Source organism: Ekhidna sp., from assembly GCF_965228795.1.
Classification (GTDB): domain Bacteria; phylum Bacteroidota; class Bacteroidia; order Cytophagales; family Cyclobacteriaceae; genus Ekhidna.
The window spans coordinates 2,066,731-2,082,403 of record NZ_OZ245839.1; the positions used below are offsets into that span (position 1 = coordinate 2,066,731).

Genomic DNA, 15,673 nt, shown 5'->3' on the forward strand with positions numbered 1-15,673 from the left:
ATCCTTCTATTTTTTAATCAATGCAAAAGTACCTTTTTGTGTGCGTTTTTCTCCGCTTGCTGTTTCAAAGGTGATATCATACAGATAAGTTCCCTCGTTTGCCAGTGAGCCACCAATAGTTCCATCCCATCCGGGAGAGGGTTGATCGGAAGTGTAAATCAACTTACCCCACCGATTGTATATTCTGGTTGTTGCAATTTCTGTAGGCAGTCCGAATATTTCCAAGGTGTCATTCAGTCCATCACCATTTGGTGTAAATGCTGTCGGAACATAAATAACCAGCTCATGCCTTACTGTTACGGAATTGGAACGTATCGTTAGATTGTCTGATGGATACGTGGATGTGGCAGTAATGAATTGCCTTGGACTTCCATCTTTAGAGTCAAGCTGTACATTAAAAGTAGTCTGGTTTATTTCTCCACTTGTTTGGGACGCCTCATTTCCTGTTTGGTATTCATTTGTAGGAGCCTCTTCCAGTGAGTTTGCAGGTGGGATAAAGGAAACCTGATACGTATTTACATCCAGGTAATCAGTATCAATTAATGGTGGATTCGTTTCTGCAGTGTAAAGTATTTGATTGCAGCTGTCCACATATTCTATCTTGTAATAGTACCTCCGTGCTCTTGATCCAATTGGATCAGTAAAAGAGCCCGACTGGCTTGGACGCTCTTCAAATTCACCCTGATCCAACCGCCTAAAAACAGCAAATGTGCCGCTATTTACCTCGTCCAGGTTAATGTAAATGCCGATTCCTGAATAGGAAGAATAGAGGGATTCGAAAGGAGAAAGTGAGAGGTCGCTTGATTCGGCACAATAATCATCACTTGTGCTAGCGGTATCATTACAGGGGTCGTAGGCTTCAATGTTGATACAGAAATTTTGTCGATTGAAAGGGATGTCATTGACAATAAAATCGCGCTGTGATAAATACCCGTCAAAAATGGTAGTAGATGAAGGTTGGAAGAGGTTGATTCGATAATTCGCTAGCGTATCGACTGTATCAAGTTCCATGTATAAGGTGAAAAGATCTTTGCATGTTTCTTTAACAGAGACGTTTAATATTTGAGGTGCCTCGAGTAATGGTATGGGTACTATCTCGTCAGAAAATGAATCACAGACTTCATCTGCATCATCAAAAAATCCTTTCAATTCTATTGTTTGAATATTATCCGAAGAATATGTAAAAGATCCTGATTCACCATTTTGTAAAGTGATGGAATCGGATGAAGTAAAGTAAACACGAATACTATCGTAATAGGTATCTATAGAGGTAACCGAAACTTCACGGTTATTGCATTTACTATACGTTACAAGAGGCTTAAGTGATTCGAATGCTTCAACGAATAAAGTGTCCGTTTTATCATCAATCCCATCTACACCAACAACCTGTACGATCTGATAAACACCAGGATCCTGATAGCTGAAGGTTTGACTGTTGGTGATATCTGCACCTTCAAAATAATAATACTGGCGGGTAACATCACCGAAGGAGTCTAACTCAGTAATGTTTACTGTCATGGGTGCGCACCCGCGATCGAATTCCACACTGAATCTGCCTTTGCTACTTAGCACTTGTGCTTCAAGTAGAAAGGAGGCAAAGCACGCATATATGATCAGTGTCCAGCGACGCATGAATTTAGTTTACGACGAGTCTCGTAAAATTAACCTTTTAAAAGCTGGATTATTTCATCCAGTTTCATTGGTTTTTGTTCTCCGGAGCTCATGTTTTTGAGCATGTAGTCACCGGATTCCATTTCATTGTCCCCGACGATTAAGGTGTAAGGTGTCTGAATTTTATCCGCATAGTTGAATTGCTTTTTGATTTTATCCGATGTAGGATACAAATCGGCTTTAATACCAGCAGATCTAAGATCCATCACCAGCTTCTGTCCGTGATTGAGGTTTGTTTCGCTGAAATGCACTATCAAAACATCAAGCCTTTGGGTGATCGCATCCGGGAAGAGGTTTAATTCTTCCATAACATCATAAATACGATCAAGCCCAAAAGAAATACCAATACCTGAAATACCATCTAACCCAAACACACCGGTCAGGTTGTCATAGCGCCCACCTCCACAGATACTTCCCATTTTTACTGAAGTCGGCTTCACCTCGTAGATCATGCCGGTGTAGTAGGAGAGGCCCCTTGCCAATGAAAGATCCAATTCGATTTTGATATTTCGATCAGAAAATTGATCCAGGCTTTGAAAGAATTCTTTCACTTCAGTAACCCCCGAATTATCTGGTCCAATCGATTCTACTTTTGCTAGCAGCTGATCCTTGTCGGTTTGTGAGAGTAAAGCCATCACCTCTTCCAGCTTTGATTGGTTGCCTCCAATTGACTGTATGTTCTCGAGAACCCTTTCTTCGCCAATCTTATCGAGCTTGTCAATTTCAGCGCAGAATGGGACTTCCTTTCCTTTCAGTCCAACGTATTCAGCAAGCATGAATAGGATTTCCCTGTGGTTAATTTTGATGATATAATCTTCGAGATTCAGATCATTGAAAACATCACCAAAGAGTAATGCTAGCTCTACTTCGTTCCAAATGCCTTTTGTGCCTACGATATCTGCATCACACTGATAAAACTCCCGGTATCGTCCTTTTTGAGGCCGATCGGCTCGCCAAACCGGTTGAATCTGAAATCGCTTAAATGGAAAAGCAATTTCATGCTGGTTCATTACCACAAACCGGGCAAACGGAACCGTAAGGTCATAGCGTAATCCTTTTTCTGCGATTTTTTGAGTTAGATGCTTGCTTCCATTTTGATAGTCCTCAGCTGTGGTTTTATTTAGGTAGTTCCCGGAGTTTAGGATTTTATAGAGTAGCTGATCACCTTCATCACCGTATTTTCCTGTTAGCACAGAAAGATTTTCCATGGCCGGGGTTTCCAACTGGCTAAAGCCATACTTGATGAAATTGTGCTTTATTTGATCAATTATATAGCTTCTTTTGGCAGAAACTTCCGGGCCAAAGTCACGTGTGCCTCGGGGTAGTGTAGGCTTACTTTTAGACATTCACTTTTGGTTTTGGACAAAACTACATAATCCACTAAATTTGCGGCTCATTTCACGTAAGAAGACCAAGAAAATGGCGGTAACAAGATTAGAAAGAAAAGGAAGAAAAAATAAAAATGTTGCAAAGAATAGAGTGAACAACATGAAGCGTTTGAACGCTGTTCCTACTATCAAAAATGTGGACATTGAAGAGATAAAGGCTGAATTCGCTAAAAAGACTAAGTCTAAAAAAGAAGAGCCAAAAGCTGAGAAAGCTGCCGCTAAAAAAGAGGAAACTCCTAAGGCTAAGGCAGAAAAAACTGAAGCTAAAGAGGCTCCTAAAAAAGAGACTAAAAAGGCTGCACCTAAGAAAAAAGCTGCACCAAAGGCGGAAGCTAAGAAAGAAGAAAAGCCTAAGGCAGAGAAAAAAGAAACTAAGAAAGCTGCTCCTAAGAAGGCAGCTGCAAAGAAATAAGAGGATAAGTAATTATCCTTTTCTTATCAAGCCAAACACTTCCCCAGACGGTTACCGTCTGGGGTTTTTTTATTTATAAAAAAAGCATCGAATGGATCGATGCTTTCGGATTAGGTAGATTAAGTGTTTACTCTTCTGTAATTCTTTGTCTGATGCGCTTTACCTCCAATGTGATGTCTCTCATCACATCCCTGGTTAAAATAAAATCAGGATCGCTTTTCATCTTCTCTTCGATTTCCTGAAGATCTCCTTTATAGAGTCTGTCGAGAATGGAAAGCTCAGTGATCATATCAGCAATGGTATCATCAAAAGGAAGGTCATTCAATACTTCAATGATATCCAGTAATGCTTTTTCTTCACCAAGCACGATCTTTACCAAAGGTTCTAAAAGTTTTTGATTCTCCGGGGTGTCCGGAAAAGTTTCCAATGTGATTACTGCCTGATACAAGCCCTCAACGAAACTTCCCGTCAATGCAAGACCGGCCATTGTGAGGTGGTGATCTTCTTCCATTTTGAGACTTGTCTCCAAAAAGAGCTTGCCAAGGATTCTTGCAATCTCATCTTCATTTTGATCATTGATGTGTCCTCTGAATTCATTGAGGTCATCTTCGTTATATATGGCTGAGTCTCCAAGAAACTCTGCCATTGAATGGGATGCTTTCAGGTAATCGATGCAGTCCTCTTCATGTCCATATGCAGCCAAGTAGCTAATGTCGGAAGCATACACTCCCATATTTAGGGCCATTTTATCACGGTTGCTCTTATAGCTTTCAATCTTATCCAGTGAATTGATATGTGCACGGTCAAAATTAGCGCCAACAGATTTTAGCGTGAAGGGCACCAAGGATGGATCAGGAAGATCTTCCATGAGCTTCTCAAGATCCTGGATGGTTTTTTCCTCAGCCAATTCTTCCTTTGACTTTTCGTTTTCATTTGAAGATGAACCTCCACTGCAGCTGGCGATTAATGATACCAGTACCAGTAGACTTAGGACTTTGAATGATGATTTCATAGAGGTTGGGAGTGTGTTCTTATTCAAGTTTAATGGTTTTTACGCTAAAATTTTTCTGTTTTACTATTTAAATGCAAAACTGAAAATTGATTTTAAAGCCCAATATCGTACAAAATTCCCGGTAAATTCTGCAGTTCTCCGTCCAAGTAAACTTCAATAGAATTATTAGTGGCGGTCAAATCATCTGGGAAGGAAAATCGAATGTTTTCATTGAAAAATATCTCGACCTTTTCAGCAGTAATTAATACATCAACATTTACATCCGCCGAATCATCTTGATTTCCTTCATTAGATCCGAGGATATCTTCAACCGGCCAGATGAAATCAGTAGAGCCTGTATTATTTGAAATGATGATCTGCAATTCTTGAAACGACTTCTCTAACCGAAAACTGAACCAGGCAGGACCATCTGCCTGCAGTTTATTCATTTTCCCACGACGTTTGCTGGTAATATTTGAGTGAATTTCATCAGAAATGTATGCACTCCCTTCCACCTTTTCAAGGGGTATCAATCCACTATCCTGATTGCTGCTTTCGTTGGAAGATGAAGTGCAGCCCAGTATAAGGGCTGCCATTATCACAATGCTGAGTTTCTTAATCATAGGGGAAAATTAGAGATATTCTATTTCCTCTTCAATATTAAAGCAGAAATAAGTGCGATTATTAGCCCAAGGGGAAATATCTCCATGAGTGTTAATGGCACCCTATAAAGCGGATTTTTATACATTTCCATCCATTCTGACATGCTTGCCTTCTCTTCTGAAATTTCTGCACTGGATAACCCTTGTTCCTCAAGGTTGCTTACGAGATACTCAGTGTATTTTTCACCAAAATCAGCCTTAAAGTTTGGGTAATAAATCTCCCAACCGATAACGTATATCAACGATGCTATTGAAACAATGATGAGGCCTTTAATGAATGCATCTTTAAACGAAATGACTCCATCCAACTCTTTATCCCGATAGGATTTTACTCCAAAAAAGACTGTGGATAATGCAATAAGCATGGCGGTATACCCTAATGTTTCCCCCAGGGAAAAATCAAAATCATCTCCTTGAAAAATGGTATCGAGTACAAACCATCCGATCACATTGATGAGGCCTGCGAGAAGACCAAAGTAGATTAGCTTTTTCATAGTTTTATTTTTTCTTCAAATCACAGATTTTTAAAGGATAAAAACTTCATCCTTTCGGGTGATATCTCATAAATCACCCGTTCGAGGGAGTTAATAATGCCAAATCATGTGCTTTTTGAATGGCTTGTGTTCTGCGTTTGACATTCAATTTGGAGTAGATATTTGAAATGTGTGTTTTAGCTGTATTTAATGAGACAAATAACTTGTCCGCAATTTCCTGGTTGGAATATCCATCTGCCATTAGTTGCAAGACTTCAACCTCTCTTTTACTCAAGCCTAACTTTTTAGCATCAAAAGCTGAGCTTGATTTTCTTTTAAAAGTATTGGCGCCCAGCCAAATACCGCACGCTAGAAACAGAAGTCCAATGATAGCTCCATACACTTCAATTTGCAGGTCTCGAATCATGGTACGGTAGTGTACCACTTCTAAAATGATCATTAAAAGACCCATTACACCCCCATAAATCCAATAGATTTTATTTAGCTTCTGAAGCTTTCTCAAAATTCTCTAATTTTCAATTCTAAAAATCACACTAATGTTAAAGAAAATTGCCTATTTCATTGCCCGTCTGGCGGCCGCCATCATCATGGCACAGACCTTATTTTTCAAATTTACAGGTTCTGCTGAGTCTATTTACATTTTTAAAACGGTAGGTATGGAACCTTGGGGAAGATGGGGGATTGGTTTTCTGGAAGGTGTAGCAGCCATTTTACTGATTATTCCAAAAACAGCATGGGCAGGGGGACTCCTGGCTGTTGGTTTGATGATTGGTGCTATCGGGATGCATTTTACAAAGCTGGGAATAGAAGTGATGGGTGATAAAGGGCAGCTTTTCTATTATGCACTGATTGTATTTTTGTGCGGCTTATATGTGGTCTTCAACAATAAAGAAAGAATTGAAAATGATGTTTTACCTAAACTTTTGAATAGAAAATGAAACAGAGTATTTGGGTTTTAGCTGTCCTATTTATCGCTTGTCAAAATTCAAATTCTAGTACATCTACACCTGTAGAGGGAAGTCAGATTCCGGCAGGAGCTATTCTGCAAGATTATGAATCCATTCCCAACCTCCAGAAGGCGGTTATCAAATCAGGCGATATTACTTTGGGAGAAGGTGATTTTCTTGATGGATTGTATCATGGATCCTGGACCACTTACGATCCTGAAGGTAAGGTTCAATCGATTACCACCTACTACAAGGGAAAGAAGCAGGGAGTTGAATTGATTTTTGATAATCTAGGATATGTGCAAACCAAAGCATACTATCATGAAGATCAGTTAAATGGAGAATACCTTGTGTATAATCGAAGAAAAATCACTGAACGAAGAAACTACGCCGGAGGACAGCTGGAGGGCTTAAAGCAAAAGTTTTATACCGATGGTACTGTGATGGAGGAGTCCAACTATGTCAATGGCACCATTCACGGTGTGGCAAAGTGGTATGATCAGGAGGGTAACCTTAAGATTGAATATGAATACAATATGGGCGAGTTGGTAGAGAAATAAACCTCCAGCAGTATAATCAAAAAAGAGGCTGATCGTAAGGATGATCAGCCTCTTTTGTTTTTAAGCTTCCTGATCGTCCGGAGTATCAAATTGTCGAATGAAAATTTGAGTAATGATACAGCCTGTGTTTTCATTGGTTGTAGCTAAGGTTAATGTAGTGCTATTAACAGTGGCACGATACGATTCACAAACCTGCTCGCCATCTTCTTCAACACAGAGAGTTAAATCACCACCAACAGTCCACGTACCTGTTCGAACCGGCAATCCTTCCTGAAAAGCAAATGTGCCATCCGCATTTAATTCAAGTCGATAGCATCTGGTATCATCACATGCACGGTTCTGGTCGTCATTATCTGTAGGGTTATCACACTCTCTGGTGGTGACTTTATTGCTTTCCCACACGCCAACATACGACCCTGACTCATCGTCATCTTTGCAACTCATAGTGCCAATAAGTGCCACTAATGAAAGAAGTAGAATAAATTTTTTCATAAATCAAAAGTAAATCAAAATTGCCTCAATAATATTGCTTTATGAGTGGATTGGCATTTTCAAGTATGAGAGTCGGGAAGAAATACCGATTGGTAAACTATGGCGAGAAAAGTGAATTTATGCTTTTGGAAGTGGTAGGACGAAATGATTATAAGCTCAAAGATCTCTTTTCAATGGAAAAATACCTGATGAGTGAATTGATCCAATATGGTAAAGGGGAAGATTTTGAGCTTCGTGAAATTTATAAATAGTCTGCTCATTAAATGAATGATATGAAAAACCTACTTGTATTATGTGGCGGCCAGTCTCCTGAGCACCCCATTTCCATTCGTTCTGCGAAGAATATTCTCAAAGAACTGGACAGCACTAAGTATAAAATCACGATTGTAGGTATTTCGCAAAAAGGTGAGTGGCGGCTAATTGATGAGTCAGATTTGACAGATGAGATTACCAGCCAGGGCCGGACTGTTTCTATACATCCGGGACATTCAGATTTGTTTAGATGTGATGGCAAATCATTAGGAGATTTTGATGCTGTTTTCCCGATTCTTCACGGACCGAATGGTGAAGATGGGACAGTACAGGGCTTGTTCAAGCTTTTGAGGTTGCCGTTTGTAGGTCCCGGAGTACTTGGCTCTTCGATATCGATGGACAAGGATGTCACTAAGCGATTGCTGAGAGATTCGGGGATGAAGGTTGCTCCCTGGAAATTAATAACTGCCGGTGAAGAAATCCCATCATATAAGCAAATAGCAGGTGAGCTTGGTGAAATTGTTTTTGTGAAGCCTGCAAATATGGGTTCATCCGTTGGAGTACACCGGGTGATCAATGAGGCCGACTGGCAAGCGGCTATGAGCGATGCTTTCAAATATGATCGGAGGGTTTTAGTTGAAAAATCTATCATTGGAAGAGAGCTTGAATGTGCCGTTCTGGGAAATGAAAATCCTGAAGCCACAGGGGTAGGAGAAGTACGTTCAGGAGATTTTTACTCATTTGACGAGAAATATGCATCATCCTCGCATGCGGATATTATCATACCAGCTGATATCAACAGCAAATACCTTCCGGTTTTAAAAGAAACTGCCATAAAGGCTTATCAGACATTGTGCTGTGAAGGAATGTCACGAGTGGATATGTTCCTTACAGAATCCGGTGAAATTTATGTCAATGAAGTAAATACCATTCCCGGATTTACGAGTATCAGTATGTATCCAAAACTCTGGGAAGAAGCAGGGGTGAGCTATGGAGATTTACTAGATCAATTGATTTTATTAGCTATCGAACGAGGCGCTTAAGTATTACAAAATGCGGTAATCTCATCAATAGCCATGCGATCTCTTAATCCTTTGGCATAGTGCACTTTACGAATGATTCCTCTTTCATCCATTAAAAATTCTGCGGGAATGGTTTTGATGGATTCCTCTCCTGCCATCCAATGCACAGGCAGGTCTTTCTTTTTGGCTTCAAATACTTTTTGAAAGAACGATGTGAAGTGACTTTTGGCTGATTTTAAAGCAGAGCTCTCCACGCCATACGCATCATACCATTTTTTATCCGGATCTGAGATAAGTGGAATAGGCGAAATATCCTTGTGAAAGTGACTTTTTAAAAGCAACTCTTTCTTAGATTCAAAAAAGAAAATCATCTCCAGGCGTTTAGCTTTTAGTTCAGCATGGTGTTTTTGTAGGCTATGCACTCGAGTATTGCAAAATGGACATCCGGCATGTCTAAAAAAAGCGATCAATACCTTTTTTCCTTTGTAAGAAGCAAGGTCAACTTCGCGATCAAAGACATCAGTAAGTTTAAAAATAGGTGCCGGACTATTAATATCAAGGGTTAATCTCCCTTCGGAATTTGTCATGTATGGATTGTTGTGTGAAATGAACCAGATATACGAGAAAATGTTCGTTTGTGGATTCTAATCAAAATTTCGGATCTATTTCTGCTTTTGAACGAATGGGTTCTGCTTTTGAACGAATGGGCGGTGATCTTAAGTAGGTAATGAGATTTTGGCTGGAATCTCATTTTTCACACTGAGGTTAGTTTTCGGTCATGACTTGTTAGTTATCATTTTGCTTTACTAACGTTATCATCTGCTTATAGTAAGCATCAATTCTGGCATGAGCGTTACCATCAACTAATAAAATTACGATCATCATGGCAATAGTAGTTATCCCAATAGCTCGCCAAGTTGGACTATTGATAAAAATGATCAGTAAAGCGGCAACAACAATAATCAAAGGAACAACCTTAAGAACCACTGTGTATTCTTTTAAAGTACTTTCAGCACGCGCCATTTCTGATGTGGCAAAAGCTGATGCACCCTGATTAAAGGCCTTTTCAAATTGAGTGATTCTGACTTTATTGGTGAAAAACAATCCAAGCCCAATGGTCATCAATAAAACTCCAGCCACCAGCAGTGGAATGACGTATGCTTTGGCTAGTTCAGTTTTTCCAAGCTGCCAAAACCCCGCGCTTGCTGTTAAAAATAAAATGGCAAATAAGATGAAGAATCGTGAGGAGAAAACCTCCGCTCTGGCCCATTCCTGAGCGATCTTTAATACTTCCATTGATGAAAATTAAGCAAAAATCAAAGGCTGTGAATAAAATTGCTGAAATCTACTGTATGTTGTCAGGTTTAGATGCACGCCGAGGTTGGTCTTGGATGTGAAAACACCAACGAGAGCGGATAAGGAGTAATGGAATCCAATTCATAGAATGCACGGAAGTAACTTCCGCGCTATGGGAGAACAATTTTCGGTTAGCGAATATTCATGCCAAACTCAAGACACTAGACGAATGGCTGAGGAACCGCCTGAGATACTGTATCTGGCACGACTGGAAGAAGCCTGAACGCAAGCGCAAGAACCTCATCAGACTAGGGATGGATTTTGATAGGGCTTATGCCTACAGTAGGACAAGAATGGGAGGATGGGCTGTAGCCCAAAGCCCTATATTGAGGACTACCATCACACTATCCAGACTAAGACGAAGAGGATACGAATAGATGCTTTCCTATTACCGTCAAACGATTCCTGAAATTCAGTGAACCGCCGTATACGAGACCCGTACGTACGGTGGTGTGAGAGGCGCACCCCATCAGTTACTTCTGGTGGGGCCGTCTACTCGATTGTGCTTTCGTTTTTATCAGTCGTTTTTATCCATCGCTCTGTTAAAGCCATACCAACTTTCGGCATCCATGTCATCCATGTATTCCTCTTCTATCAAATCAGTAAATTGCTGCATTTCTTCTTCGGAATTGAATTCTAATGTTTCATCCATATGTTCAGCGATAAGGATGTACTTGTCATCTTTTTCAATTACTTTGAATAAACCGTATTCGTCCTTTTCCTTGACTGACTTATATAAACAGTAAATTTCCTCATATCCGTCAAGGTCAACCCATTCGATCCATTCCAGAAGTTCGGATTCTCTATTATTACCTATTAGGTTATTTAGTAAATCTATGACTTGCAAGACTGTTTCCTTGTCTATTGGTTGATCAAACCCATGAATTAAATGGTTTCTTTTGTTATTTATGTTTTGAAGGGTTTTGTAGTCATTTTGATTTAACAAGCCAAGTGAGAATGTAGTTTTGATTATCGATTGGGTGGTCTTTTCACCAGCCTTAAATTTCTCTTTAATAAGCTTATGTCTAAGAGCTGCTTCAATGGTCGCCCAGCCTAGCAGAAATGCTGCTTCAAAAGAATTAATCCTTATTAGTTTATTAATCTCTTCAATTCTATTGTTGATACCCAATTCATTTAATGGCAACTGATTATCCAATGCCAATGGTTTACGCCTTGGGTTAGTGAAAACAACTTCGAATCTCCAGTTCTTTAAACTTGAAATCTCTTCAGCAAGGTTTTCAAATCTTTTCAAGTCACCTCTATCGGATCGTGTCTTTACTTCAATTAGTACATTTTCATCCTCTTTAGTAGCAATTATGTCTGGGTGATATCCTCTTAAAAATTCAGGCAGTTTGGTTCCAGTTGGATTTACAGTCACTAAGTATCCATTGCTCGTATATTCATTCGCAATCTCACGAATTTTACGCTCTATAGTTTTTATGTAGTCTTTATTTTCCATTAGTCTAATTCTTGCGTTGTGACATGCCTGTCAATTTTAACATGAATGAACTCTGAACCGTTACTGAAAGCTTGTAAAATGGGAAGAGATACATTTCGAACAGTATAACTTCCATCAATCTCCCTTTTTCTACTTCTAGTATCGGCAATTTGATTATCGTCTACATAAACGATTCCAATTAGCGCATCTTGAATTGGTTTAATTATGTTGTCAATATCCGGTGTTTCTCCTTCATAGTAATAGGTAATAACAATTTGTAAACGATCTGCTAAAGGAGAAAAACCTGTAGGCAAAACATTTTGAGCAGCAGTGCCAACCCTTGTTTTGTAACTACTTTTCCTTGCCTTACTCTTTGATTGTAAAGACAATGGAGGGCCTTCAAATGTAAATTCTATTGGTAGCATTCGATCTTCTCTATCTCTAGCTTAATGAAGCACAACGCTACGCTAGCAGGAGTGCGCCCCGAGCGTAGCAGAAAGGCACTAAGATAGCGCAGCTGCCCAACACCTACAACGGCATCTACGAAGAACTGCAATTAGAAAGACAAAATCCAGAAGCACTACAGATGCTAGGAGAGGAGATACTTTCAGAATGGGTAGCGGAGCGGTGAAGATCAGATGAAGCTGGTAGAAAGCACTCCGGCGCATTCGTGCTAGCAACTGTTATACTCCTTTATGGTTTTTCCAGAATTTCAATTTATGATGTTCAAGTGAAGCTCCAATCTCTTCTGGTGTTCCGTCTAATCCAGTTATATTATTAAAGAATGGAATATGAAATTGTTCTCCGATGCTAATTTGAATTAGTTGTGATGGATAAATCACTAGTTGAAGTGTCCAAACTGTCGAATTGGAAGTATTAAATTGAGTGATTTGACTGTCGATTACTTGGCTCCATCTATAAAATTGATCTTTATGTTGAAAACCAAGTTCAGTTAGAGTTAGTACTGGCTTAAGCTCACTTTTCCAAAAATTAAAGAGTCCTTTCTTTTCAGTGAATTCATTTCTAAAGTTCTGATTTTTGAAGTCATTAAGAATTTTGGAAGTTTTGAATCTTCGTGAAAGTCCAGCCTTATCCTCGAGAATTGTCTCAGCGTTTTCAAGTTGAATTTTGAGTTCCTTAGGATCAGTTGAGAAGTCAGGACAGTAGTCTATGAAGTCAGCATGTTCCATAGTTAGGCTGCAAACGATCCCCTTGTCAAAGTCCGTTTTTCTATTGGTACACTTTGAGCAAAAAGCAAGGTGTTCAGTTCTAGTCATGCTATGAAATGCAATGGAGTATAACGCCACGCTAGCAGGAGTGCGCCCCGAGCATGGCATAAAGAGACTAATATAGCGCAGCTGCCCAACACCTACAACGGTAGCTATGAAAGACTGCATTTAGAAAGATAAAATCAAGAACCACAACAGTTGCTAGGAGAGATGTAATTTCAGAATGGGTAGCTGAGCGGTGAAGATCAGATGAAACTAGCAGAAAGCACTCCGGCGCATTCGTGCTAGCAACTGTTAGACTCTTTCATTCCAGTTTTATCTCATAGAACTTTTTCATGTAATTAGCCCGTACTGTTTGAATTTGTATGGTGTCGAGTTGGATTGAGTCGATACGTAGCGTATCAAAAACTTGATTGGTGATTAAAAATTTAAAGCGTGTATCATTAGGAAGAATATCCTTTAGTCTAGGGTTATTAAACGAAAGAGTTAGTGTAACAGAGTCATTTTCGAATGATTTACTAAGAACAGGTGTTGGTAGTTCAGGTGATTTAAATAAGATTCTAGTAGTGTCAATTTTATTACTTATTACATAAAATTCAACTGGATCTGCAGTAGCCTCGAGAACGATACTAAGATTACTATCTCTTCTTCTTACAAGTTTTGAGTTAGTTGAAAAATAATCAAAATTAATAGTCGAGTCTTTTGGTTCGACAGTAATGACATATCCACAATTGCGATATAATGTGTCGTTAGTAAATGTGTGAAGATAAAAATCATCATAAACCATTACTGTTGTTCTATATGTTGAATGTGGAAGTTGAATTCCCTCTTGTTGCTCTTTTTTGTTGCAGCTAATAAGAAATGATAATATTAAAACTGGGGAAAATATACGAGTCATAGGAGATTGAGTCTAACGCCACGCTAGCAGGAGTGCGCCCCGAGCATGGCAGAAAGCACTAATATAGCGCAGCTGCCCAACACCCACAACGGCATCTACGGAGAACTGAGTTTAGAAAGACAAAATCCAGAAGCAAGACAGTTGCAAGGAGGGATGCAATTTCAGAATGGGTAGCGGAGTGGTGAGGAACAGATGAAACTGATGAATAGCACTCTGGCGCATTCGTGCTAGCAACTGTTAGCGGTTTTATTGTTTGTAGAATGTTTCTATTAGAGGACCGTGTCGATCCTCGTCCTCATCAATCAACCTTTGTACCCAAGATTCATCTATAGGTTGGAGATTTTCATCGATTGCAATTTGAATCAGTTGGTCAAGCTTGTCGACGATATTCCTGTAGCTTGTTAAGAAGGTAAACCCTCGATTGATGGCAATATATGAAGGAGCAACAAAGACCTGATAGTTAGGATTCAGTTCATCTCTTGTATCATATTTTGAGCTTATTGAATTTAAGTGTTCAAGATCAAGACTCTTGTCTGCTTTTGTTGGAGGTTCGATATATATCATCATGCAGATCTCACGATCAAACATCCTTCCGGGAAGCGATGTGTTCCAATTGTAGTAAATTCTAAAGAAGTATTGATCATATACTCCTTTGAGTCCGAAATATTGATTGTTGTTAAGATGCTCTTTTTGAAAGCCTAGTTCAGCGCAAAGTCTGGTAAATAGACGTCCTTCTAAAATAGTTCGGTGCTTTTTTCTTCCTCGGACTTCACTTATGGATGTAGCAACAAATGTGAGTCCAGCAATTATCCCTGCAATTAATAGTGAGTTGTAGAGTTCGCCAGACGTTACGTATATCGCAGTTGCTATTAAGAGAAAGAATAGTAAGCTTCCGATGAAGTATATTCCGAATGAGTTGTCAGGAAGATAGGAGAAAATTTTTCTAATCAATGGAATGATAATTACCGCTAACGCCACGCTAGCAGGAGTGCGCCCCGAGCTTGGCAGAAAGGCACTAAGATAGCGCAGCTGCCCAACACCCACAACGGCTTCTACGAAGAACTGCGGTTAGAAGTGAAAATCCAGAAGCAAGACAGTTGCTAGGAGAGAAGATACTTTCAGAATGGGTAGCGGAGCGGTGAAGATCAGATGAAACTATCAGAAAGCACTCTGGCGCATTCGTGCTAGCACTTGTTACAGGCTTTTTATTTAGGACAGGTGATATAGAGTTAGAGTAATCCGGCTGTTCATTCTCCACCTTATCCACCCAGTTTGATTGTTGGATTCGTCTGATGGGATTTCATACTCACCAGAAGTCCAGATAATTTTCATCCAGTCTCCGTTCAGTTCTTTAGGAACTATAATGCTTTCCTTTATTGGTTGTTCGGAAGTTGGTGTTCCGCCTACCTTGTCAAATACCTGAAGTTCAGATGGCTCAAATCCAATTGAGAAAACATCAGTTACATATTCTTCCCAGTTCACTAGTTTGACTTTTGAAGACTTCCTCAGATTTTTAGTCAACCCAGTTTCCTCATTAACAACAACTACATAATGAGTTGGTGTTTCTTTGTGGCACTTTATCTTGAAAAGGAAGTAGTCTGGTTTGAATGCCAATATTTGAAGTTCAGGCAGGTTGTCCCACGGACCGTAGCAGTTAAATGAGTCCCATGTTGACCCATCTTCATTTAAAAATTCTATTATCCGATCTGTTTTGTCATATTCTTCACTCAGTGTTATCACACCAATACTGTTGGCCATATTCTGAGCAAAAATGAGTGTTGGCAGAAGCGTTAGAATGGAGATGATTATGCGCATAGAAGATAATTGCCTGTAACAACATTGTAACAGGAATTCCTGTTAT

General features: G+C 39.5%; 21 protein-coding genes. 6 read left to right on the plus strand and 15 right to left on the minus strand.

Annotated features, from left to right (window positions below; all coding sequences use genetic code 11):
* Nucleotides 1-6 precede the first annotated feature (6 nt).
* Both ACQK2H_RS09365 and hisS read right to left on the minus strand, forming a co-directional pair.
* On the minus strand, nucleotides 7-1,632 hold the full coding sequence (locus ACQK2H_RS09365; RefSeq protein ID WP_425391175.1) for a gliding motility-associated C-terminal domain-containing protein: 1,626 nt from the start codon (nucleotides 1,630-1,632) through the stop codon (nucleotides 7-9).
* A gap of 29 nt (nucleotides 1,633-1,661) precedes the next feature.
* Nucleotides 1,662-3,017 (minus strand): histidine--tRNA ligase, encoded by a 1,356-nt coding sequence (gene hisS, locus ACQK2H_RS09370; protein WP_425391176.1) that lies wholly within the window; start codon nucleotides 3,015-3,017, stop codon nucleotides 1,662-1,664.
* 73 nt (nucleotides 3,018-3,090) lie between these two features.
* On the opposite strand from hisS, the gene ACQK2H_RS09375 reads away from it, so the two are divergent.
* On the plus strand, nucleotides 3,091-3,471 hold the full coding sequence (locus ACQK2H_RS09375; protein ID WP_425391177.1) for a hypothetical protein: 381 nt from the start codon (nucleotides 3,091-3,093) through the stop codon (nucleotides 3,469-3,471).
* A gap of 127 nt (nucleotides 3,472-3,598) precedes the next feature.
* Here the strand turns inward: ACQK2H_RS09375 and ACQK2H_RS09380 are convergent, their stop codons facing one another.
* The 4 genes from ACQK2H_RS09380 to ACQK2H_RS09395 form a co-directional block, all read right to left on the minus strand.
* Nucleotides 3,599-4,510, minus strand: coding sequence for a hypothetical protein (locus ACQK2H_RS09380; protein WP_425391178.1), 912 nt, complete (start codon nucleotides 4,508-4,510; stop codon nucleotides 3,599-3,601).
* 65 nt (nucleotides 4,511-4,575) lie between these two features.
* Nucleotides 4,576-5,085 (minus strand): hypothetical protein, encoded by a 510-nt coding sequence (locus ACQK2H_RS09385; protein ID WP_425391179.1) that lies wholly within the window; start codon nucleotides 5,083-5,085, stop codon nucleotides 4,576-4,578.
* 20 nt (nucleotides 5,086-5,105) lie between these two features.
* The gene (locus ACQK2H_RS09390; RefSeq protein WP_425391180.1) at nucleotides 5,106-5,618 is read right to left on the minus strand and encodes a DUF4199 domain-containing protein; all 513 of its coding nucleotides are present in this window, start codon (nucleotides 5,616-5,618) and stop codon (nucleotides 5,106-5,108) included.
* Nucleotides 5,619-5,691: 73 nt separating this feature from the next.
* Nucleotides 5,692-6,120: a response regulator transcription factor gene (locus ACQK2H_RS09395; RefSeq protein ID WP_425391181.1), complete on the minus strand. Its 429-nt coding sequence runs from the start codon at nucleotides 6,118-6,120 to the stop codon at nucleotides 5,692-5,694.
* Nucleotides 6,121-6,154: 34 nt separating this feature from the next.
* Between ACQK2H_RS09395 and ACQK2H_RS09400 the strand changes: the two genes are divergently transcribed.
* Both ACQK2H_RS09400 and ACQK2H_RS09405 read left to right on the plus strand, forming a co-directional pair.
* On the plus strand, nucleotides 6,155-6,556 hold the full coding sequence (locus tag ACQK2H_RS09400; protein ID WP_425391182.1) for a DoxX family protein: 402 nt from the start codon (nucleotides 6,155-6,157) through the stop codon (nucleotides 6,554-6,556).
* Complete coding sequence (locus ACQK2H_RS09405) at nucleotides 6,553-7,125, plus strand: toxin-antitoxin system YwqK family antitoxin (protein WP_425391183.1); 573 nt, start codon at nucleotides 6,553-6,555, stop codon at nucleotides 7,123-7,125. Before ACQK2H_RS09400 ends, ACQK2H_RS09405 begins: the two co-directional genes overlap by 4 nt.
* Before the next feature lie 60 nt (nucleotides 7,126-7,185).
* On the opposite strand, the gene ACQK2H_RS09410 is transcribed toward ACQK2H_RS09405, so the two are convergent.
* Nucleotides 7,186-7,617, minus strand: a complete 432-nt coding sequence (locus ACQK2H_RS09410) for a hypothetical protein (protein ID WP_425391184.1) — start codon at nucleotides 7,615-7,617, stop codon at nucleotides 7,186-7,188.
* A gap of 41 nt (nucleotides 7,618-7,658) precedes the next feature.
* Between ACQK2H_RS09410 and ACQK2H_RS09415 the strand changes: the two genes are divergently transcribed.
* Both ACQK2H_RS09415 and ACQK2H_RS09420 read left to right on the plus strand, forming a co-directional pair.
* Nucleotides 7,659-7,868 (plus strand): hypothetical protein, encoded by a 210-nt coding sequence (locus ACQK2H_RS09415; RefSeq protein ID WP_425391185.1) that lies wholly within the window; start codon nucleotides 7,659-7,661, stop codon nucleotides 7,866-7,868.
* A gap of 21 nt (nucleotides 7,869-7,889) precedes the next feature.
* Complete coding sequence (locus tag ACQK2H_RS09420; RefSeq protein WP_425391186.1) at nucleotides 7,890-8,912, plus strand: D-alanine--D-alanine ligase family protein; 1,023 nt, start codon at nucleotides 7,890-7,892, stop codon at nucleotides 8,910-8,912.
* Here ACQK2H_RS09420 and ACQK2H_RS09425 read toward each other — a convergent pair.
* Both ACQK2H_RS09425 and ACQK2H_RS09430 read right to left on the minus strand, forming a co-directional pair.
* Nucleotides 8,909-9,478, minus strand: coding sequence for a peroxiredoxin-like family protein (locus tag ACQK2H_RS09425; RefSeq protein ID WP_425391187.1), 570 nt, complete (start codon nucleotides 9,476-9,478; stop codon nucleotides 8,909-8,911). The two genes, ACQK2H_RS09420 and ACQK2H_RS09425, sit on opposite strands and share 4 nt — an antisense overlap.
* 199 nt (nucleotides 9,479-9,677) lie before the next feature.
* Nucleotides 9,678-10,187, minus strand: a complete 510-nt coding sequence (locus ACQK2H_RS09430; protein WP_425391188.1) for a hypothetical protein — start codon at nucleotides 10,185-10,187, stop codon at nucleotides 9,678-9,680.
* 233 nt (nucleotides 10,188-10,420) lie between these two features.
* Between ACQK2H_RS09430 and ACQK2H_RS09435 the strand changes: the two genes are divergently transcribed.
* Nucleotides 10,421-10,624, plus strand: coding sequence for a hypothetical protein (locus ACQK2H_RS09435; RefSeq protein ID WP_425393132.1), 204 nt, complete (start codon nucleotides 10,421-10,423; stop codon nucleotides 10,622-10,624).
* A 140-nt stretch (nucleotides 10,625-10,764) separates the two neighbouring features.
* On the opposite strand, the gene ACQK2H_RS09440 is transcribed toward ACQK2H_RS09435, so the two are convergent.
* From ACQK2H_RS09440 to ACQK2H_RS09465, 6 genes are all read right to left on the minus strand, one after another.
* Nucleotides 10,765-11,706, minus strand: a complete 942-nt coding sequence (locus tag ACQK2H_RS09440; protein ID WP_425391189.1) for a hypothetical protein — start codon at nucleotides 11,704-11,706, stop codon at nucleotides 10,765-10,767.
* The gene (locus tag ACQK2H_RS09445) at nucleotides 11,706-12,110 is read right to left on the minus strand and encodes a RusA family crossover junction endodeoxyribonuclease (protein WP_425391190.1); all 405 of its coding nucleotides are present in this window, start codon (nucleotides 12,108-12,110) and stop codon (nucleotides 11,706-11,708) included. Before ACQK2H_RS09445 ends, ACQK2H_RS09440 begins: the two co-directional genes overlap by 1 nt.
* 258 nt (nucleotides 12,111-12,368) lie before the next feature.
* Nucleotides 12,369-12,962 carry a hypothetical protein gene (locus ACQK2H_RS09450; RefSeq protein ID WP_425391191.1) on the minus strand — a complete coding sequence of 198 codons (594 nt, stop codon included), beginning with the start codon at nucleotides 12,960-12,962 and terminating at the stop codon, nucleotides 12,369-12,371.
* A 256-nt stretch (nucleotides 12,963-13,218) separates the two neighbouring features.
* The gene (locus ACQK2H_RS09455; protein ID WP_425391192.1) at nucleotides 13,219-13,812 is read right to left on the minus strand and encodes a hypothetical protein; all 594 of its coding nucleotides are present in this window, start codon (nucleotides 13,810-13,812) and stop codon (nucleotides 13,219-13,221) included.
* Nucleotides 13,813-14,058: 246 nt separating this feature from the next.
* The gene (locus tag ACQK2H_RS09460) at nucleotides 14,059-14,763 is read right to left on the minus strand and encodes a hypothetical protein (RefSeq protein WP_425391193.1); all 705 of its coding nucleotides are present in this window, start codon (nucleotides 14,761-14,763) and stop codon (nucleotides 14,059-14,061) included.
* A gap of 258 nt (nucleotides 14,764-15,021) precedes the next feature.
* Nucleotides 15,022-15,627, minus strand: coding sequence for a hypothetical protein (locus tag ACQK2H_RS09465; RefSeq protein WP_425391194.1), 606 nt, complete (start codon nucleotides 15,625-15,627; stop codon nucleotides 15,022-15,024).
* Nucleotides 15,628-15,673: the final 46 nt, after the last annotated feature.